Source organism: Paenibacillus glycanilyticus NBRC 16618 (genome assembly GCF_004000805.1).
Classification (GTDB): domain Bacteria; phylum Bacillota; class Bacilli; order Paenibacillales; family Paenibacillaceae; genus Pristimantibacillus; species Pristimantibacillus glycanilyticus.
In genome coordinates, this window is record NZ_BILY01000006.1 from 180,926 (window position 1) to 200,918 (window position 19,993).

The following is a 19,993-nucleotide window of genomic DNA, read 5'->3' on the forward strand; positions in this document are numbered from 1 at the left end:
AAATGAACGAAACAACGAATCAGACCATACGCTGGGGCAAGCAGGACTGGATTTTGCTCATCGTTAATGCCGTTATTTTCGGTATCGTGTTTTTTGTATTCAACCATCAGCTGCCGGATGTCGTTGGCAGTCACTACAATGTCAAGGGCGAGCAGGACGGCACAATGGCCAAATCTAACATGTGGCTCTTGTACGCGGGTATCGGCATCGTGCTTCCAGTGTTTCTATCGGTAGTACGAAATGTCGATCCTCGCCGTCAGAACTATGCCCGGTTCAGCGAGTACTACACGCTGATGCGGTGGACGATCAGCCTGTTTATTCACGGGGTGTTCGTGCTGATGATGCTGCAAAATCTCGATTATGATCTGCCTTTCGTCAATATCGTGTTTGGCGGCCTCGGCATTATGTGGATGATCATCGGCAACCGAATGGGGCAGCTTCGCAGCAATTTCTTTATGGGAATCCGGACGCCGTGGACGATCACGGATGAGAATAACTGGCGCAGCACGCATCGGCTGGGCGGAAGGTTATGGTTTATTGCGGGGATCCTGATGCTACTAGGAGCATGCCTGCTATCGGCCAAGTGGCTCATTGCGGTTCTAATCGTCAGCATGATACTAAGCGTCGTTATCCCGTATCTGTACTCTTATCTGTTGTATGCGGGATCGAAAAAGAAATCGTAAATAAGGGAAATTTAAAAGGCAGCTGCCGGGTGATGAATCCGATAGCTGCCTTTATTCGTTTGCTGCATTTGCTGCTTAAGAGACCCCGTACGTAATTTTCCGAACAAGTGAATCCACCTTCTCCGACATCGCTTCATCGTTAATCTGGGCAAGCACGTCTGGCTTGAATAGCTGCTGCTTCTTGATCTGGTAGTAATCCCAAATAGCGCCCCGAAGCGTGAGATTGTGTCTCATCAAATAATGCGGATCGAGCAGCTTCTGGAACATAAGCTCGTCTTGCAGGATGATAAGCATCGCATTCAAATCGTTCATATACCCTTCGGCCATGCCCCGTTCGTAGAACGCCCGAAGCCGCCCGTTGCGGTCACTGATCGATACTTCGATCGAGGCCAGCAGCTGCGGATAGATTTCGCGCAAATCCTGGAAAAAGGGCTCCGTGCCGTAGTTCGCAATAATAAGCGTCTGCGAGAAGGTGGACTGAAAGCCCTTGATATAAGCCTCGGGGCTTCCTTCCATCAGCTTTGCTTCATCGCAAACTACATACTTAATGTAAAGGTCTGTCAGCCGCTCAATGATCTCGTCGCGGGAAGGAAAATATTTATATAATGTCGCTTTGGACAGATCCATCGCCTTGGCGATGTCATCCATGCGAAGTCCCTGAAAGCCGTTTGACTTTATGGGATGCAACAGCTTGGCGACATATTTGTTTTTGGTCGTTTCATCGGTATATCTGCAGCTTTGCGTTTCACCCGTTGTATCCATAAAGGTTCCAACCTCTCTTCCTATGTAAGAGTATACACGATTATGCCGGATAATGAAATGAACGAAATAGTCAAACTAAACTAATTTTATGTAAATGAGTTTACTTTGGCTACTTTTTGCAGTATGATCATTTCTACAGTAGGCCATTTGGCCATAAGAGATAGGAGAAGAGGAACAAATGAATACATCATCCAGCCAGAATATCCGGTTCTGGCCGATTATGATTGCCATATTTTTTGGCGCCTTCCTGAGTATTCTCGGGATCAGCACCATTAATGTCGCGCTTACGATCTTTATGCAGGATTTCCACTCGGACCTAAGCACGGTGCAGTGGACCTTGACGGGCTTTATGCTTTCCTTGGGAACGATCGCGCCGTTGTCGGGTTATTTGGGGGATAAATTCGGCTACAAGAACGTCTATCTGTATGCCATGATCGGGTTTGTTATTTTCTCCTTATTGTGCGGCTTTTCCTGGAATGCCGGTTCGCTGATTGCCTTCCGGATTATCCAAGGCATCTTTACGGGGCTTGTTATGCCTGCGACCATGACCATTATTTTTCAGATCATTCCGAAGGAAAAACAACCGTTTGCCGTTAGTATCTGGGGCTTGTCCGGCATGCTTGCGCCGGCATTTGGCCCTACGCTCAGCGGCTGGCTCATTCAGCAGTTCGACTGGCGCTGGATTTTCTTCATGAACGTGCCAATCGGCATCGTGGCGATCCTGTTTATTATCGCGATGATTCCGGATGTTAGAATCGGAACGGCTAAGGTTCTGGATAAGCTTGGCCTTACAACCGTTGTGCTCAGCAGCGTAGCGCTGCTGCTTGCCCTGAGCGAAGGGCGGCAATGGGGCTGGGATTCCGCAAAGGTGCTTGGCTTGTTTGGTCTCGGAGCGGTTATGCTGGTGCTCTTTATCTGGCATGAGCTTAGAACGCAGAATCCGTTGCTTAACCTGAGAGTGTTCGGCAACTACCGCTTCTCGATTACGCTGGTAGCCAACACGATTATTACGATCAGCCTGTATTCAGGCACCCTGCTTGTTCCGTTATTCCTGCAAAACGTGCAGCAAATCACGCCGATGGACACGGGGCTTATTCTGCTGCCGTCGTCTCTTGTCATGGCGCTGGCGATGCCGATTGCCGGCAAGCTGTATCCGCGCGTCGGAGCCAAGTGGATGACGATCGGCGGGCTTGTGCTTATTATTCTCGGCAGCTATGAGATGACTCATCTGCATACGGACAGCTCGCATTTTTACGTCATTTTCTGGATGGCGGTCCGTAACCTTGGCGTATCGTTTGCCGCTGCCGCAACAAGCACGGCCGGCATGGAAGAAATTCCGCCGCAAATGGTGGGGCATGCCTCCTCGGTAACCAACTGGGTGCGTAACGTAGGCGGCTCCTTTGCAATCGCCTTGTTCACGTCGCTGCTCGCTTCCCATACCATTACGCATGTGTCCGATCTGACGCAAGCCGGCACGGAAAACGCAAAGGTCATTCCGCTGTTCGCCTTTACGCTTAGCGTAAATGACGTCTTTACGATTGCGACTTACATCGCGGTTATCGCGATTCCGTTCACCCTTATCATCCGCAAACAAGCGAAACGTTCCAAAAACGCTGCAGCCGCAGCTTAATGAAAAAGCATCATGGCCATTAAGGCTGTGATGCTTTTTTTGCATCTAAGGAATTTTCCGCGATGTATTGACAGTGTAAAATCCCCATGCTACTCTTATACCACAGTTAATCAATAGGAATTAACGAAATTAATAAAACGTCCCACCGTTCTAACGGAGGCATTCTCTTATTTTATATGAGGATGCCTCTTTTTTATTTTAGGGGAAAGTGGTGATCAAGATGAGCAGTCAAGCTGCGGCGGCAGGGAAAACGCCGGGCAAGCTGACGTTAACGGGGCTTGCGCTTGTATTTCCGGTTACGCTGCTGGTCATATGGCAGGTGCTTGGGCATTACGGCTATATTTCGGAGCTGCTGTTCCCGACTCCTTATACGATTGCGGAGGCCGGCGTTTCCTTGGCATCGTCAGGCGACCTATGGTCGAATATCCAGATTAGCGTGACGAGGGCTTTGCTTGGTTTCGCGCTTGGCGGCTCGCTGGCCTTGCTGTTTGGCCTTGCGGTTGGCTTGTTCCGACGAACGGAAAAGCTGCTTGATCCCACGATTCAGATGATCCGGATGATCCCAAGCCTTGCCGTTGTGCCGCTGTTTATTTTATGGTTCGGCATTGGCGAGGAATCTAAAGTGCTGCTGATTGCCAAAAGCGCCTTTTTCCCGCTGTACATCAATACGTTTCTCGGAATCCGCAATGTGGACAATAAGCTGTTCGAAGTGGCAAGAGTACTGGGCTTCAGCCGCTTTAAGCAGATTACAAGGCTGATCCTGCCGGCGGCTCTTCCTAATATTATCCTGGGCGCACGCTTGTCGATCGGGTTATCCTGGCTAGGCCTCGTCGTTGCGGAGCTGATTGCTTCAACCTCCGGAATTGGTTACATGATGTCGGATGCCCGGCAGTTTGCGGATACCCCGGTGGTCTTCGTAGGAATCTTTATTTTCGCCGCTCTTGGGCTGTTCACCGACACGCTGCTCGCCTTGATCGAGCGCCGGCTGCTCAGATGGAAGGACCGTTACAACGGCTAGAAGGGAGGCAAGGAAATCATGAGCAATTCACTTGACGCGATTGTTTCTCCTCAAGCGGCACCGGAAGCGGGGCTGGCCGGAGGGGAGAGAACCGCTGAAAAAGGAGCTGCAAAGCGTAAGCGGCGCTGGTCAACCAAGCTTGCGGCAGCCGTCCTGAAAGACATCGCGATAGGGGCGGCGATTCCGGCCGCGCTTCTTGCTTTGTGGCAGATCGCTGCTTCGGCCGGGTATATCTCGCCTATGTTTATGCCGTCGCCGGCTTCGATTCTTCAAGCATTTGGGACGCTGGCCACCTCGGAAAATCTTCTCCATCATCTGCTCGTCAGCATGGGGCGGGCCGGACTAGGCTTCCTGATCGGAGGGGCAGCGGGACTCCTGTTCGGCTTATTGACAGGGCTGTTCCGGAAAGCCCAATACCTGCTTGATCCAAGCATTCAAGTGTTACGGCTTGTCCCGCATCTCGCCATTGCTCCGCTTATTATCCTGTGGTTTGGCTTCGGGGAAACGTCCAAAATCGCCATTATCGTATCCGGCTCGTTTTTCCCGCTCTATATCAACACGTTCCTCGGCATCCGCAATGTGGACAATAAGCTGTTCGAAGTGTCGCGCATTCTGGGCTTCAGTCCGCTCAAGCGGCTGACCCGGCTGATCCTTCCGGCTGCGCTTCCCGATATTCTGATCGGGGTGCGGATCTCTCTTGCGGTATCCTGGATTGGGCTTGTCGTTGCGGAGCTGATTGGCTCCCGGTCCGGCATTGGCTTCCTTATCAATGAGGCCAAACAGAACTCGGAAACCTCCGTTATTTTCGTTGGCATTATTATATTCGCGGTAATCGGCAAGCTCATTGATTCCGTTATGAAGAGCGTTGAGATTCGCTGGCTGAACTGGCGCGACAGCTATAAGGGCTAATGCTTAAACGGCATTCCCGCGCTGTTGTCGCCGGAGCGGCTGTTACTCGAAAAAAAGTCGAAATATTCAATTAATTATTCGAGGGGGAAAAACGAAATGTCGATAGTAATGCCAAACGGTGCTATTCAATTGCAAGCGGATGTTCTTGTCATCGGAGGCGGGCCCGCGGGAACATGGGCGGCCATTACGGCGGCTTCGCAAGGCGCGAAGGTTATTCTGGCTGACAAAGGCTATTGCGGCTCAAGCGGAGCGACGGCACCTTCGGGCACCGGCGTCTGGTATGTGAAGCCGGAGGATCGGCTGCGCGAGGAGGCGAAAGCCAGCCGTTACGAAATGGGCGGCCGGCTTGCCGAGCACCGCTGGATGGACCGGGTGCTTGACCGGACGTACGAGAATATGAACCGGCTTGGCCATGCCGGATATCCTTTTCCGAAGGATGATGACGGCGAGCTTCACAAGCGGGGACTCCAAGGCCCCGAGTATATGCGTCTGATGCGCAAGCTGGTGAAAAAAGCGGGCGTCAAAATTTTGGATCATAGTCCCGCTCTCGAGCTGCTTGTGGACGAACACGGCGTTGGCGGCGCGTCCGGCGTGCAAACGCAAACGGGCGATGCCTGGACCGTGCATGCCGGAGCCGTTGTGATCGCAACCGGCGGCTGCGCGTTCTTAAGCAAGGCGCTTGGCTGCAACGTGCTGACCGGCGACGGTTACTTGCAAGCGGCGGAGACGGGCGCCCAGCTGTCGGGCATGGAATTCTCGAACGCTTATGCGATTAGCCCGACGTTTTCCTCGGTGACGAAAACCGCCTATTACTCCTATGCCTCCTTCTATTATGAGGACGGAACGCCGGTAGAGGGAGCGGGTTCGAAGCGCGGCCGCTCTATTATCGCCCGCAAGCTGCTGGAAGGCCAACAGGTATACGCCAAGCTGGATCTTGCTCCGGAGGAGATCAAGCCGCTGCTGCGGGTGAACCAGACGAACTTCTTCCTTCCGTTCGACCGCCGCGGAATTGATCCGTTCACCGATTTGTTCCCGGTAACGCTGAGGCTGGAAGGCACGGTCCGCGGAACTGGTGGTATCCGCATTACCGACGAGACATGCGCCACTTCGGTGCCTGGCCTCTACGCAGCGGGCGATGCGGCAACACGCGAGCTGATCTGCGGCGGTTTTACCGGCGGAGGCAGTCATAATGCGGCATGGGCGATGTCTTCGGGTTCTTTTGCCGGGGAAGGCGCCGCCGCTTATGCGAAAAAGCTTGGCGAGCATGCGGCGGGCCGCAAGCTGCAGAGTGCTTCCACTTCCGTTATTACAAGCTCGGCTGCAGCGTCTCCGAGGAAGACGGAGGAGATTGTCCGCGCCGTGCAAGAGGAAGTAGCGCCGTACGACCGCAACTTGTTCCGTACGGAGCAAGGGCTGAAGGGCTCGCTGCAGCGGCTTGACGGACTGTGGAAGGATCAGCGGAATCAGGCGGTGGAGCGTTCGGCAGGCGGGGTGAAAGCACGCGAAGCGCAGGCCATGACCGCAACCGCAAGATGGATGTACAATTCCGCGCTTGCCCGGACGGAGACCCGAGGCATGCACAAACGCGAGGATTTCCCAACGCAGGATGCCGGCCAGCATTACCGGCTCATTAGTGGCGGGCTGGATCAAGTGTGGGTGAAGCCGGAAGCCGTCCATGAAGAAGCGCGTACCGAGAAGGAGGTTATTGCACCATGATTGAGGTTGTCAGCGAGAGCCGGTGCGTATCCTGCAATCAATGCGTATCGGTATGCCCGACGAACGTATTCGACCGGGGCGATGACGGGATTCCCGTCATCGCCAGGCAGGACGAATGCCAGACCTGCTTTATGTGCGAGCTGTACTGCCCGGTTGACGCGTTGTACGTTGCGCCGGATTCGGAGCAGCTTATCGGCATTACCGAGCAGGAAGCGGAGCGGCAGGGTCTGCTTGGCGGATACCGGGAGAAGGTCGGCTGGGGCAAAGGCAGGACGCCGGTCGCATCGCATGATTATATGTACCAATTATCGAAGTTTGCAAAGTTTTAACCAACACATACTTCATTACCGAGAGGGGTCTGTTTCAAATGAGCAGAGAAAAACAAAGAGGATTACGCGGACCGGTTAGACTAGCGCTGATCGCGGTGCTGATTATGGCGACGGTATGGCTGCAGGCTTGCGGAGCCAACAATAGCTCGAATGGGAACGCCAAGGACAGCGCCAATGCCGGCGCCAGCGCGTCAACGGGAACGGAGACGGCAGCCGCCGCGGACAAGGACAGCAAAGTGCCGGCCGTTCTCAACTATGGTTACATCGGAAGCAATGATAAGAATCTTCCCGGCGGAGCGGAAGGCTGGGGCTTTTATAAAGGCATCATTCAAGCGGAATTGAAAAAATACGGCATCGAGGAAGTGAAGCTGACGGGTTTCCCGAACGGTCCTGACCAGACGGAATCGCTGATCAGCGGACGTCTTGATTTTGGCGGCTTGGGCGATACTCCGGCCATTATTGCGGCTGCTTCCGGGGCAAAGACTAGACTGATCAATCAAACGACGATTACCAATATCGGTTACCTGATTTCGGGACCAAACGGACCAAAGACGGTCGAAGAGCTGAAGGGCAAGACGATTGCGATTCAAAAGGGCTCCTACATGCACCGTTACGTTGTTGGTCTGCTGAAGCAAGCCGGCGTGACGGACTACAAGCTTGTCCATATGCTTATCCCGGACGCTCAAGCAGCGCTTGCTAAAGGCGACGTGGATGCGATGACCAACACGGGTTATACCGCGCAGAAGCTGCTTGGCCAAGGGTATACGCTGATCGACGATTCCACCAAGCATCCGGAGCTGCATGGCACGGGCGTAACGGTTGTATCGGAGAGCTACCTGAAGAAATTCCCGGATTTCCCTAAAGTGTGGAACGAAGCTCGTCAAAAAGCGCTGGAAGATTTAAAGCAACATGAAGATGAATATTACCAGTTTATTGCTGATCTGAACAAAACGACCGTAGACCTGGCGAAGAAGGTAAGCCCGATCAGCGATATTACAGTTGAGCCGTTCCCGGCGGAAGGGATTACGCGGATTACGGGGACGAAGGACTTCCTTGTAGAGGAAGGGCTGGCGAAAAAGGATTATAAGATCGAGGATTGGGAAGTGAAGTAACCGATTGATCGGATAGGAGAGGAATTGTTATATGGGAAAAGATACGCTGACCGTTCAGTCCTTTACGTTGTATTCAAGCAAGGGCATCCGTTTGCAGGGCGAAGTGAAAACCTTGGATGACGGCAAGCCGCATCCGGTTATTATCGTAAGTCATGGCTTTAGAGGGTATAAGGACTGGGCATTCTGGCCGGATGTGACGAGCCGTTTGGCTGAAGAGGGCTTCTATGCGGTCAGCTACAATTTCTCTCGTATTGCTGCCAGGGAAGACGGCTTGGAGGAAGCGTCGATTGCAGCCGCATCAACCTTCTCCCAGGAGCTTGAAGATTTGGAGACGGTGCTTCGAGCGGTATTGAACGGCGATTTGCCGCAGCCTCAAGCGGCCGACCGGACAAAGGTCGGGCTGCTTGGCCACAGCAGAGCAGGCGGAAGCAGCATCTTGACGGCCAGCGAGAAGCCGGAACAAATAGCGGCATTGGCGGTGTGGAACGGAGGACCTCCCCCATCTCGCCACCTGCCGGCCGGCGAAACGGTGAGCCTGCTGGATCTGACGGTCCAGGAGGATTGGCAGAGGAACGAAGCGCGCTTCAACATTCGCGAAGCTTTTACCGGTCTGCAGCTTCCTGCCTTGATTGTGCAGGGAGATCTGGACCGGGAGCCGCTGCTGGAGCAGCTGCGCTATTTCCAAGAAGAAGCTCCGCATCAGCAATATGTGCGGGTGCAAGGAGCCGACCATACCTTTAATACGGTACATCCGTATGGAGGCGCAAACGCACAGCTGCAAACGGCGTTGCAGGCGACGATTAACTTTTTCGCAGAGAAGCTGCTATAAGTGAGAAAGGCGCTTGAAGAAATTCAAGTGCCTCTTTTCATGGGATAAGGAGGAAGAAAGATGAGTGATTCAGCAGAGCGGCGGCTGACCGCGGATGTGCTTGTGATTGGCGGCGGTCCAGCCGGAGCTTGGGCGGCTTGGAGCGCGGCCGCTAACGGCGCCAAGGTCGTACTGGCAGACAAGGGTTTCCTTGGCAGCAGCGGTGCAACGGCTCCGGGAGGCACGAATCTGCTTTATTTGCCGCCTGACGAAGAAATGAGAAAGCGTGCCGTGGAAGAGCGAATGAAGCAGGGCGGGTATTTGGCGGAGCCGTCATGGATTCACCGGGTGCTTGACCAGGTATATACCAACATGGAGCTGATCGAGCAGTGGGGCTATCCGTTCGTTCGCGACGAGAACGGTACTCCGATGCGGGATCATCTGCACGGTCCGGAATACATGTCGATAATGCGCAAGGTTGTGAAGCGTGCCGGCGTCAAAGTGCTCGACCAGTCGCCGGCTCTCGAGCTGCTGGTTGACGAGTTTGGCGTTGGCGGCGCACGCGGCGTGTCCCGGCAGGATAATCAGACCTGGGAGGTACGCGCGAATGCCGTTGTTATCGCAACGGGCGGCTGCGCTTTTCTAAGCAATGGCCTAGGCTGCAATGTATTGACCGGCGACGGTTACTTAATGGCCGGCGAGCTTGGCGTAGAGCTGTCTGGGATGGAATTTACCCGCAAGTATGCTCCGTCCCCGGCTTTTGGCTCCAATACCCGCTCAAGACTGCTTGGATGGGCAACGTATTACGATCATACCGGTCAAGAAATCGTTGCGGGGCGGCAGGGAGATTTTCTGGCGGAGGCTCTGCTCAAGGGACCCGTGTATGCCATCATGAACAAGGCGGATACGCCGGAGAAGCAGGCCTTCTTAAGAAAATCCCATGCGATCTTCTTCCTGCCGTATGACCGCGCGGGAATTGACGTGTTTAACGAGCCTTTCCCGCTCACGCTGCGTTATGAAGGGACGGTTAGAGGCACGGGCGGCATCCGGATTGTTGGCGATGACTGCAGCACAACGGTAGGAGGATTGTTCGCAGCAGGGGATGCGGCAACTCGCGAGCGTATTACCGGTTCGGCATCCGGCGGAGGCGCCTTTAACGCTTCATGGGCGATCTGTTCGGGAACCTGGGCGGGCAAAGGCGCAGCGGCTTATGCCTTGTCTCACCGGAGCAGCGCGGCGGAACGCGAATTGAAGCCGGCCGGGCGCTACGGGCTTGGCACAGCCCCGGCTTCTTCCGTCGTGTCTTCGCAGGAGCTGATCAAGGATATTCAGAGTCAGGTTCTTCCGCTCGACATTAATTATTTCCGCACCGAACGGGGGCTGAAGCTGGCTTTGCGCCAGCTGGATGAGGTATGGAAGCGGGTGAATGATCAAGCGCCGCAAAATATGCTGGAACAGGTACGGGCCCGCGAGACCGCGGCGATGACGGCAACTGCAAGGTGGATGTATACGGCAGCGTTGTCGCGCAAGGAATCCCGAAGCGGCGGTCTGCATGTGCTGGCGGAATACCCTGGTCAAGACGACGAGCAGCAGTACCGGCTGCTCGTCTCGGGGCTCGAGGAGATTCAAGTAGGGGCGGAGAAGGTGCCTGAATCAGGCAACGACGTGTTGCCAACCGAGGCTGCGGCTGCTCCCGAGGGGGTGCAGGCGGGATGATTGAATTAGTCAGCGAGGAACGGTGTATTTCCTGCAATATCTGCGTGAAGGTATGCCCGACCAATGTATTCGATAAAGGCGAGGACGGCATCCCCGTCATTGCGCGGCAAAGCGACTGTCAGACCTGCTTTATCTGCGAAGTATATTGCCCGGCGGATGCGCTGTATGTCTCGCCCTATGCCGAGCAGACCGTGGAAGTGAACGAACAGGAGCTGGCCGAGCAAGGCGTGCTGGGCAGCTGGCGGGCCATTATCGGCTGGGGGCCGGGACGTACGAGAATTGCGGCGATTGATACAACGCCGTTTATCGACAGGATCCTGCCTCCCCGTACGGTCCGTCCGCAAGGCGTATCGGAAGTTGTTCGGGGCGGAGTCAAACGACCGGAATAAAAGGAATAGAGCAAGTTCCAGGGGAGCCTTGATGCCCTGGAACTTGTTTTTTTTGCTTGGCTGGTTAAAGTCAGGTCCTGTTTGTGTTTGCCCGGTAATGTGCTATGCTATCAACGAAAAATACTGGAATAGGACAGGAGGTTGCTAGGATGTATCATTTGCTCCTGGCTGACGACGATCCGAATATTAGAGCGCTTGTCCGTTTCGTGATGACCCGCGAAGGCTATCAGGTGTTTGAAGCGCAGGATGGGGCCGAGGCGGTGGAGGTCATGCGGCGGGAGCAGATAAACCTTGCCATTATTGATGTCATGATGCCGCGGATAGACGGATTTGAGCTATGCGAGTACATCCGGGAGCGTTATGATATCCCGATTATTATGCTGACGGCCAAGGATCAGCTGTCCGATAAAGAGCAGGGCTATCTAAGGGGAACCGATGATTACGTGACCAAGCCTTTTGAACCGGAGGAGCTGCTGTTCCGGGTTAAAGCGCTGTTCCGCCGTTATAATCAGGTATCCCATGATATCATCCGTATGAACCGCATCACGATTGACCGCAAAAATGTAGAGGTCACCGACGGCCAATCGGTACTGCTGCTGCCGATGAAGGAATTCGAGCTTCTCGCCCAGCTTGCTCAATACCCGGGACGGCTGTTTTCCCGCGAGGAGCTGATTCGACTCGTGTGGGCGGCGGATTTCGAAGGGGATGACCGGACCGTAGACGTGCATATCAAGCGGCTCCGCCAGCGCTTTGCCGATTACGCCGAAGATTTTACCATCCAGACGGTACGGGGGATCGGGTACAAGGTTGAGGTGAAGGGGAAATGAAATCTCTGTACTTCCGGGTTTTTCTGATCACCGTGGCCGTCATACTGGTCAGCAGCGTAATCGGGTTTCTGGTGTCCAACCTTTATTACCATATGAAGCTGAAGTCTTTCAACGATGAGAAGCTGGTGGGGATTGCCCTGCAGATGAAAAGCTTTATCGAGACGGAGCCTGCCGGGATGGAGCGTTATTTGCAAAACGCGGCTTCGCTTGGTTACGAGATTTACTTGACGGACGGTCAAGGAGAAAGTCATTTTTACGGCAGAAGCTTTCGCGAGCAGGATCTCGATCAACGGGCCGTTGCTCTCGTGCTCGGCGGAGAGGTTTACCACGGGGTGGCACAGTTCCCGAACAAACCGTTTATTACCGGGTTTTTCGATAACCGGCTAAGCAATACGGTAGGCGTGCTTGTGCAGTCTTCGGGGAAAAGTTATGCCTTGTTCATGCGGCCGGACGTTCTATTGCAATTTGGCGAGCTTCGCACCTTTTTTGCCCTGGTCGGCTTGTATACGGTACTCATCAGCATTCTCTTGTTCCTGATCAGTACCCGCTATTTGGTCAAGCCGATTACAAGGCTAACGGAGGCGACCAAGCGTATCGCGCAAGGCAATTACAACCTTCGTCTGCCCACGAGAAGACGCGATGAAATCGGTCAGCTTGCCGAACATTTCATGACGATGAGCAAGGAGCTCGAGCGCGTGGATCAGACCCGCCAGCAGTTCGTCTCGAATGTGTCGCATGAAATTCAATCGCCGCTTACTTCGATTCAGGGGTTTGCCGCCGTGTTAAGGGAGCAAGAGCTTCCGAGCGAGGAACGCAGGCATTACGCCGATATTATCGAAGCGGAAAGCCGCCATCTCTCTATTCTCAGCAAGCAGCTGCTGCTTCTTTCTTCGCTTGAGCAGGGCGAAGAGGCTTTGAACAAAAAGCATTTTTCCCTCTATAAACACATTCGCCAAGCCGTTCAAGTTCTGCAGTGGCAGCTGGAGGAGAAGGATTTGCTGCTTAAGCTGTCCGTTCCCGATTCGATTACGCTTTATGGCGATGAAGTGCTGCTGCAGCAGGTGTGGATGAATCTGCTTGGCAATGCCATCAACTATATTCCGCCCGGGAGAAGCATCGAGGTTTACGCGGAAAAGACATTGTCCCATATCGTTGTGTCGGTCTCGGATACAGGGGACGGCATTCCGCCCGAGCATCTTCCTTTTCTTTTTGACCGGTTTTACCGGGTTGACCGTGCACGCGAGCGGACTTCGGGGCGGACGGGCCTTGGACTAGCTATCGTGAAAAAGATCGTGCAGCTGCACGGCGGGGAAATCGAAGCCGCAAGCTCGCCCGGAGCGGGCACTAGTATTACCGTTAGACTTCCCAATTTGTAATGATTCGTTCACGCGCCGTTCATTTTCGCTTCCTACACTTGAGCTATCAAAGGGAGGGAAGCAACATGTATTTGGCTATACGGGAAATGAGGTTTTCAAAGGTCCGCTATACGCTTATCGCAACGATTATGCTGCTGGTCTCTTTTCTGGTCCTGTTTGTTACGGGACTTGCGCGGGGACTCGCTTACGACAACGCGGCATCGATAGAAAATATGGAAGCTACGCATTTTTTAATGGAGAAGGATTCCAACCACCGGTTTACCCGCTCTCAGGTTGGAGCGGAGGCTCTTGAACAGGCCAAGTCAATCGCCGGCGAGAACAACGCGCAGCCGCTTGGCGTTCGGATGACTACGGTAACCTTGGAAGAGTATAAGCTTGATGTGACGCTGCTTGCCGTGGAGCCGGAAGGCTGGCTTACGCCGCCGGCCGCCCAGGGGAGTTCTCTTGAAGAAGCCGGTGTTGGTTCCGTGCTTGTCGACAGCAAGTTAAAGGACTCGGGAGTGCGCATCGGTTCAACGCTCGTTGATCAGGCCTCCGGCATGAAATGGACGGTTGCCGGGTTTGTTGACCGGGAATCATTCAGTCATTCCCCCGCCGTATTTCTAAGCGAGCATGACTGGAGGCAGCTTCAGCAGGTGGCGGCGGCTAGGAGCGGAATGCCAACCGACACCACCTACAGTGCCATAGCGGTTAAGGCCGGCAAGCAGCAGGCCGAGCGCCTTGCCGCAGCCTTGCCGGATAACGAAATCGTGACGAAATCGGAAGCAGTCTCGGCCATCCCCGGCTATAAGGAAGAGCAGGGTTCGTTAATGATGATGATTGTGTTCCTATTTGTCATTTCGGCTTTTGTCCTGGCGGTATTCTTTTATGTCATTACGATTCAAAAGAGCAGCCAATTCGGTATTCTGAAGGCGATCGGTACACGCGCCTCTTACCTTGCCGGCAGCGTGGCTTTGCAGGTGCTGCTCTTATGCCTCGGAAGCTTGACTATCAGCGTGCTACTGGTTCAAGCGTTGGAATCGGTATTGCCTAGCGGCATGCCGTTTCAGCTTCCCGCCTCTACGCTTGCTCTTACAAGCGGAGCTTTTCTGGCCATGTCGCTGGCAGGCTCCCTGCTATCCGTATGGAAAGTGAGCCGAATAAACGCCTTGGATGCGATAGGGAGGACGGCAGCATGAGACATCGGATCGTTTTGCAAAATATAACGCATTCGTTCGAGGATGGCGGCATGCGGCGCGTCGTCCTGGATAATCTGAATGTAAGCGTTGCGGAAGGTGAGCTTGTAGCCGTGATGGGGCCGTCCGGCTCCGGGAAAAGCACGTTCCTTTCCATTGCGGGAGCGCTTCTCGAGCCAACAAGCGGCGATGTGCTGGTTGACGGGCAATCGGTCATCGGCAAAGCTCATCAGGAGCTGTCGGACATGAGGCTTCATAAGCTCGGATTTATTTTTCAAAGCGCTAATCTGATTCCTTATTTGAAAGTGGAGGAGCAGCTGTTATTTGTGGCGAAGCAGGGAGGCGTGGACAAAAAGCAGGCAACGGGCAGGGCGAGGGAGCTGCTTCAGAAGCTGGGCTTGACCCATCGCCGCAGCTCCTATCCGGAGAAGCTGTCCGGGGGAGAGCGCCAGCGCGTCGCAATCGCGAGAGCGCTCATGAATGATCCGGCCGTTCTGCTTGCGGACGAACCAACGGCAAGCCTTGACGCAAGCCGCGGGATGGATGTTGTGCGTATGATCGCGGGCGAGGCTAAGGAGCAGGGCAAAGCCGCTATTATGGTGACTCACGATGAACGGGTTCTTCCGTTATGCGACCGCGTTTTGTATCTGGAGGAAGGGCGTTTGGTTGCGCATTAGTTTATTGTCCGAGTTTATTGTCCTTTTGCTGCGCGCTGACCAAGTGGGCTACGTTGGAATTCATCCAGTAAAATGCGCTGGTTTCGCTTAGGAACATGTGCTACGTTGGAATCTATGCAGGAAAATAGGCTCGTTCCAGAACATTTCGCTTAATTACGGTGATTTTACTGGAGCCAATCCAACGTAGCTAAGGCGCAGTCTCATTTTTGCCTCTTTCTACTGTAGTGAATCCAATGTAGAAAAAGGTAAAGGGCAACCGGACATGGTTGCCTATTTTTATTTGATAGCTTTCGCTGCGCATGAAGGCATGAGGAATAAAGAAGGGAGAGTATACAACCTTTGAGGAATGAAGATAGACGAAAATTTCGCAGGCTGAAGCGAAGAACGGCTAGGAAGGTACGTTGCGTTGGTGCTGATTTTAGCCCTGAAAAAAGCAAAATGATTATAGATGCCATAGTGTCTCATGCTAATGACAATCGGGACAAGCCTAGGATGAAGCTATGTATGGTTAGTAGGGATCAAGGAGTTACTTGGACAGAAGAGTTGATTAATAAGGCTATCACTAACCCCGAAGCATCAACTTTGAAGGCAGGAGACTTGATCAAAGAACGAGGGGGAGAATTTGTGTATGTAGTTGTAGCTAATGAATGTCAAAACAAAATCAACACGCCTTTCCAAGACAATCCTGATTCTCCTTTTTTCCTTCCGGACGGTCACCTATATTGGTCTGCACTGCCATATGAATAATTGAACCTTTTTCGCTGTTGCGCTCGTTCTATTCCATATGGTAATTTCTGAGAATGGGGAGGGCGTGGCGTTAATGCTGAGCAGAGGATTGAAAATAACCGGTATCGTTCTATTTATTTTATTAGCTCTTGCTGGATTAATCGTATGGAAATACGATTTTCCGAAGAAGATAAATCTTACTTATCCTGCAGTGGAGTTCCGGCCGGGAGATCCGTCTACGGTTGATAAAACGACGGTGACGGTAAAAGGAAATTTCACCGGAAGCTGTTCCGTAATCAGAGCTTTACGGGAAAGATTGAGATCGCAAAGTATGACGTGACGAAAGCGAATATGATGCGAACCACTTTTTATGAAGATACAAAGAGTGGTTGGGGAGTTACGGTTTATCTTGATAGCACCCACGATTCAACTACAGGAGCTCTCAAAGCTTGGAATATTGTGCAGTTCAGTTCAATCTGGAAAACAGGCGAATTCGAAAGCTTAAAGCTGCTGCTGTTTGAACCGGTTGGGTCTGCGTCAGGCCAAGGCAAAGACCTCCAAATCCTGGCTCCAGCCACGGATTATGATAGCGCCTTTGCTCTTTCCGAGCAGTATAAAGAGCGGGGTCAATATTAGTCCCATGCCAAAATAGAGCGAAGCTTGCGATTGCCGCTTGGGCATCCCGCGAGCTTCGCTCTTGTGTGTTCCGCGGCTATTTGCTACAATATTAATTGTAGTTTAGTAAATTTATTAACTAAATTTTTAACGAATGAGGCATTTATGGCTACAATTAAACAAATTGCAAGCGAAGCGGGCGTCTCGCCTGCTACGGTATCGCGGGTGCTGAATAACGATTTGTCGCTGAGTGTCAGCGAAGAGACGCGCAGCCGCATCTTTAGTATTGCCGAACAGCTGCAATATAAGCCGGCTCGCCTCAAGCGAATGAAGCAGGATCAGCTGATCTCCACGATTAAGGTTGGCCTCGTCATGTGGTCAACGCTTGAGGATGAGCATAGCGATCCATACTTCGGTGCCATCCGGCGCGGGATTGAAACCCGCTGCGAGGAGCTTGGCATCGGAATCGATAAGGTTATCCGCGGTGTTCTGAAGTCCGAGGTGACACCGCTTACAGAGCTGGACGGGCTTATTGTGGTTGGCTCCGTTGATGAGCAGGAGGTATACCGGCTGTATCCGCATAAGGACAGAGTGATCTTCGTTAATCACGACCAGACCCCGGATGACTGCGATTCCGTCCAGCTTAACTTTGGCCAAGCGATGAAGGAAGTGCTTCGCCATTTGAACGAGCTGGGGCATACGGAGATTGGCTTTATCGGAGGCAGCTCGAATCCTGACCAGCATCGCGAAGACGGACAGCACGAGGATCCCCGGACCAGACTGTTCTCGGAGCTGCAGCAGAAGCGGGGTATTTACAATTCGGAGCTCATTTATTTGGCGGATTGGTCTTCGAATGGCGGGTATGAAGCCATGCTTCGGATGTTAGACGACGGGCACCGGCCGACGGCCTGCTTTGTTGCCAGCGATCCGATGGCGGTTGGGGCGCTTCGCGCCCTTCATGAACGCGGCCTTCGCGTTCCGGAGGATATGGCGGTCATCGGCTTCGACGATATTGAGGTATCCGCCTTCCTTACGCCGCCGCTTACAACCGTACGCGTTCACACCGAGCTGATGGGCCGGACGGCCGTGCAGCTGCTGCTTGAACGAGTAGAAGGAAGAGAAATCACTTCGCATATTACGATTAACACGAAGCTGATCGTTCGGGAGAGCAGCGGAACGAGCAGGTAAATTATTTATTGCATTTATGAGGAGGAACCTAACAATGGCTATTATTTACGATCAAGAAACCCGCGTATTTCATCTGCAATCCAAAAACACAAGCTACGCGTTTCAAATTCTGAAGCAGGGTTATCCCGCTCACATTTATTGGGGCAAGAAGGTAAGAGGCCTGCAGCTTAACCGCCTGCTCCAGATCAAGGAAAGAGCTTCGTTCAGCCCGAATCCGGACCAGAACCAGCTGGATCTGTCGCTTGATGCTTTGCCGCAGGAGTACCCTTCCTATGGAGCAACCGATTTCCGTTCGCCGGCTTACCAAGTGAAGCTGCCTAACGGCTCCACGATTCTGGAATTGACTTACCACTCCCACGAGATTTACAGCGGGAAAAAGAAACTCGACGGCCTGCCGGCTGTTTATGTCGAGTCGGACTCGGAAGCGCAGACGCTTGAGCTGACGCTGAAGGATGACCTGACCGGACTTGAGGCGGTACTGTCCTATACGGTATTCGAGGAGCATGACGCGATTACGCGTTCCGTGAAATTCATTAATAGCGGCGAGATGACGCTTGATCTGCAGCGCGCGCTTAGCATGAGCGTGGATTTCGTCCATGACCGCTTCGAAATGCTGCAATTGTCCGGCGCATGGGCGCGCGAGCGTTACGTGCACAAACGTAAGCTTGAGCCAGGCATGCAATCCGTAGAGAGCCGCCGCGGTTCCTCCAGCCATATGCAAAATCCGTTCCTCGCCTTGCTCAGCGAAGGCGCAACCGAGGATCATGGCGATGTTTACGGCGTTAACCTTGTATACAGCGGCAGCTTTATCGCGGGCGTTGAAGTCGATCAATACCATTCGTCGCGTTTGTTTATCGGCATTAATCCGTTCGACTTCAACTGGAAGCTGGAAGCCGGAGCGCAGTTCCAGACGCCGGAAGCGGTTATGGTGTTCTCGCCTGACGGACTTGGCGGCATGTCCCGCATTTATCATGAGCTGTATCGCACAAGACTGGTTCGCGGGGAATTCCGCGACAAGACCCGTCCTATCCTCGTCAACAACTGGGAAGCGACGTACTTCAACTTCAACGCGGACAAAATCGAAGCGATCGCTACGGCGGGCAAAGAGCTGGGCATCGAAATGTTTGTACTCGACGACGGCTGGTTCGGCAAACGCAATAACGATACAACGTCCCTTGGCGACTGGTTTGTAGACAAGAACAAGCTGCCGAACGGACTCGAGGATCTGGTTGCCCGGGTAAAACGTCTCGATATGCAATTTGGCTTGTGGTTCGAGCCGGAGATGATCTCGCCGGAGAGCGAGCTGTACAAGGCGCATCCGGACTGGTGCCTCCATGTGGAAGGCCGCCGCAGATCGCAGGGCCGCAATCAGCTTATTCTCGACTTCTCCCGCCAGGATGTGAGAGACTACATCGTGAAGACGGTATCGGATATTCTGTCGAGCGCGCCTATCACTTACGTGAAATGGGACATGAACCGCAACATGACGGAGATCGGGTCCGCTCTCCTGCCGGCTGACCGCCAGCGCGAGACGGCTCACCGCTACATGCTGGGACTGTATGAAGTACTCGAGACGATTACATCGTCGTTCCCGCACATTCTGTTCGAGAGCTGCTCGGGCGGCGGCGGACGTTTCGATCCGGGCATGCTGTATTACATGCCGCAGACTTGGACCAGCGATAATACCGATGCGGTATCCCGCCTGAAAATTCAGTACGGCACAAGCATCGTTTATCCGATCAGCACGATGGGCGCCCATGTATCGGCGATTCCTAACCATCAGGTTGGCCGTAAAGCCTCCCTTGAAACTCGCGGCAACGTAGCTTTGTCCGGCAACTTCGGTTACGAGCTGGACCTCACCGTGTTTACGGATGAAGAAAAAGAAGCCGTGAAGAAGCAGGTTGAACTGTACAAAGAGGTTCGTCCTTTGGTGCAATTCGGCGACTTCTACCGTCTGCTTAGCCCGTTTGAGGGTAACGAAACGGCTTGGATGTTTGTCTCCAAAGACAAGAGCGAAGCGTTTGTCGTTTACGTATCCGTTCTTCAAGAGGCTAATCAGAAGCTGGACCGCCTCCGCCTGAAAGGGCTAGATCCGAACTTCGACTATGTACTCGACGGAGAAGAAGGCGCATTCGGCGGCGACGAGCTGATGCATGCCGGCATCCAGGCACCACTCTTCCATGGCGATTATTCGAGCAAGGTATTCCGCTTCCGCGCGGTAAAATAAATAGTAAAAATCCTGAAAGGGCGAAGCTCCTTTCAGGATTTTTTTGTAACGATAAGAAAGGTTAAATTTTACTAGTAAGCATATTTATAGGCCTGAGCTCGAGTACAATA

At 53.3% G+C, this 19,993-nt stretch carries 19 protein-coding genes; 18 read left to right on the forward strand and 1 reads right to left on the reverse strand.

The features are described 5' to 3' along the window. Positions 1-2 precede the first annotated feature (2 nt). Positions 3-683, forward strand: a complete 681-nt coding sequence (locus PGL01S_RS06655; protein WP_127492720.1) for an SdpI family protein — start codon at positions 3-5, stop codon at positions 681-683. 75 nt (positions 684-758) lie between these two features. Here the strand turns inward: PGL01S_RS06655 and PGL01S_RS06660 are convergent, their stop codons facing one another. Continuing rightward, complete coding sequence (locus tag PGL01S_RS06660) at positions 759-1,445, reverse strand: TetR/AcrR family transcriptional regulator (protein WP_127492723.1); 687 nt, start codon at positions 1,443-1,445, stop codon at positions 759-761. A gap of 178 nt (positions 1,446-1,623) precedes the next feature. Between PGL01S_RS06660 and PGL01S_RS06665 the strand changes: the two genes are divergently transcribed. From PGL01S_RS06665 to PGL01S_RS06745, 17 genes are all read left to right on the forward strand, one after another. Then, a complete protein-coding gene (locus PGL01S_RS06665) occupies positions 1,624-3,075 on the forward strand; it encodes an MDR family MFS transporter (protein ID WP_127492725.1) in 1,452 nt (483 codons plus the stop codon). A 220-nt stretch (positions 3,076-3,295) separates the two neighbouring features. Continuing rightward, a complete protein-coding gene (locus tag PGL01S_RS06670; RefSeq protein WP_127492727.1) occupies positions 3,296-4,093 on the forward strand; it encodes an ABC transporter permease in 798 nt (265 codons plus the stop codon). 18 nt (positions 4,094-4,111) lie between these two features. Further along, positions 4,112-5,002, forward strand: coding sequence for an ABC transporter permease (locus tag PGL01S_RS06675; RefSeq protein ID WP_127492729.1), 891 nt, complete (start codon positions 4,112-4,114; stop codon positions 5,000-5,002). Positions 5,003-5,098: 96 nt separating this feature from the next. Then, a complete protein-coding gene (locus PGL01S_RS06680) occupies positions 5,099-6,718 on the forward strand; it encodes an FAD-dependent oxidoreductase (RefSeq protein WP_127492731.1) in 1,620 nt (539 codons plus the stop codon). Further along, on the forward strand, positions 6,715-7,047 hold the full coding sequence (locus PGL01S_RS06685; protein ID WP_127492734.1) for a 4Fe-4S dicluster domain-containing protein: 333 nt from the start codon (positions 6,715-6,717) through the stop codon (positions 7,045-7,047). The genes PGL01S_RS06680 and PGL01S_RS06685 overlap by 4 nt, the downstream gene beginning before the upstream one ends. Before the next feature lie 38 nt (positions 7,048-7,085). Continuing rightward, the gene (locus PGL01S_RS06690; RefSeq protein WP_127492736.1) at positions 7,086-8,159 is read left to right on the forward strand and encodes an ABC transporter substrate-binding protein; all 1,074 of its coding nucleotides are present in this window, start codon (positions 7,086-7,088) and stop codon (positions 8,157-8,159) included. 31 nt (positions 8,160-8,190) lie between these two features. Then, a complete protein-coding gene (locus PGL01S_RS06695; RefSeq protein WP_127492738.1) occupies positions 8,191-8,988 on the forward strand; it encodes an alpha/beta hydrolase family protein in 798 nt (265 codons plus the stop codon). Between the two features lie 60 nt (positions 8,989-9,048). After that, complete coding sequence (locus PGL01S_RS06700) at positions 9,049-10,683, forward strand: FAD-dependent oxidoreductase (RefSeq protein WP_127492740.1); 1,635 nt, start codon at positions 9,049-9,051, stop codon at positions 10,681-10,683. Further along, positions 10,680-11,072, forward strand: coding sequence for a 4Fe-4S dicluster domain-containing protein (locus tag PGL01S_RS06705; protein ID WP_127492742.1), 393 nt, complete (start codon positions 10,680-10,682; stop codon positions 11,070-11,072). The genes PGL01S_RS06700 and PGL01S_RS06705 overlap by 4 nt, the downstream gene beginning before the upstream one ends. Before the next feature lie 149 nt (positions 11,073-11,221). Beyond that, positions 11,222-11,899: a response regulator transcription factor gene (locus PGL01S_RS06710; RefSeq protein ID WP_127492744.1), complete on the forward strand. Its 678-nt coding sequence runs from the start codon at positions 11,222-11,224 to the stop codon at positions 11,897-11,899. Further along, entirely contained in the window at positions 11,896-13,275 is a 1,380-nt protein-coding gene (locus tag PGL01S_RS06715; protein WP_127492746.1) for a sensor histidine kinase, read from the forward strand. The genes PGL01S_RS06710 and PGL01S_RS06715 overlap by 4 nt, the downstream gene beginning before the upstream one ends. Before the next feature lie 65 nt (positions 13,276-13,340). Next, on the forward strand, positions 13,341-14,453 hold the full coding sequence (locus PGL01S_RS06720; RefSeq protein WP_127492748.1) for an ABC transporter permease: 1,113 nt from the start codon (positions 13,341-13,343) through the stop codon (positions 14,451-14,453). After that, positions 14,450-15,127 carry an ABC transporter ATP-binding protein gene (locus PGL01S_RS06725; RefSeq protein ID WP_127492750.1) on the forward strand — a complete coding sequence of 226 codons (678 nt, stop codon included), beginning with the start codon at positions 14,450-14,452 and terminating at the stop codon, positions 15,125-15,127. The genes PGL01S_RS06720 and PGL01S_RS06725 overlap by 4 nt, the downstream gene beginning before the upstream one ends. 339 nt (positions 15,128-15,466) lie before the next feature. After that, positions 15,467-15,874 (forward strand): hypothetical protein, encoded by a 408-nt coding sequence (locus tag PGL01S_RS06730; protein ID WP_127492752.1) that lies wholly within the window; start codon positions 15,467-15,469, stop codon positions 15,872-15,874. A 315-nt stretch (positions 15,875-16,189) separates the two neighbouring features. Then, complete coding sequence (locus tag PGL01S_RS06735) at positions 16,190-16,489, forward strand: hypothetical protein (RefSeq protein ID WP_127492754.1); 300 nt, start codon at positions 16,190-16,192, stop codon at positions 16,487-16,489. Between the two features lie 144 nt (positions 16,490-16,633). Next, on the forward strand, positions 16,634-17,656 hold the full coding sequence (locus PGL01S_RS06740) for a LacI family DNA-binding transcriptional regulator (protein ID WP_127492756.1): 1,023 nt from the start codon (positions 16,634-16,636) through the stop codon (positions 17,654-17,656). Between the two features lie 34 nt (positions 17,657-17,690). Beyond that, positions 17,691-19,883, forward strand: a complete 2,193-nt coding sequence (locus PGL01S_RS06745; protein ID WP_127492758.1) for an alpha-galactosidase — start codon at positions 17,691-17,693, stop codon at positions 19,881-19,883. Positions 19,884-19,993 lie beyond the last annotated feature (110 nt).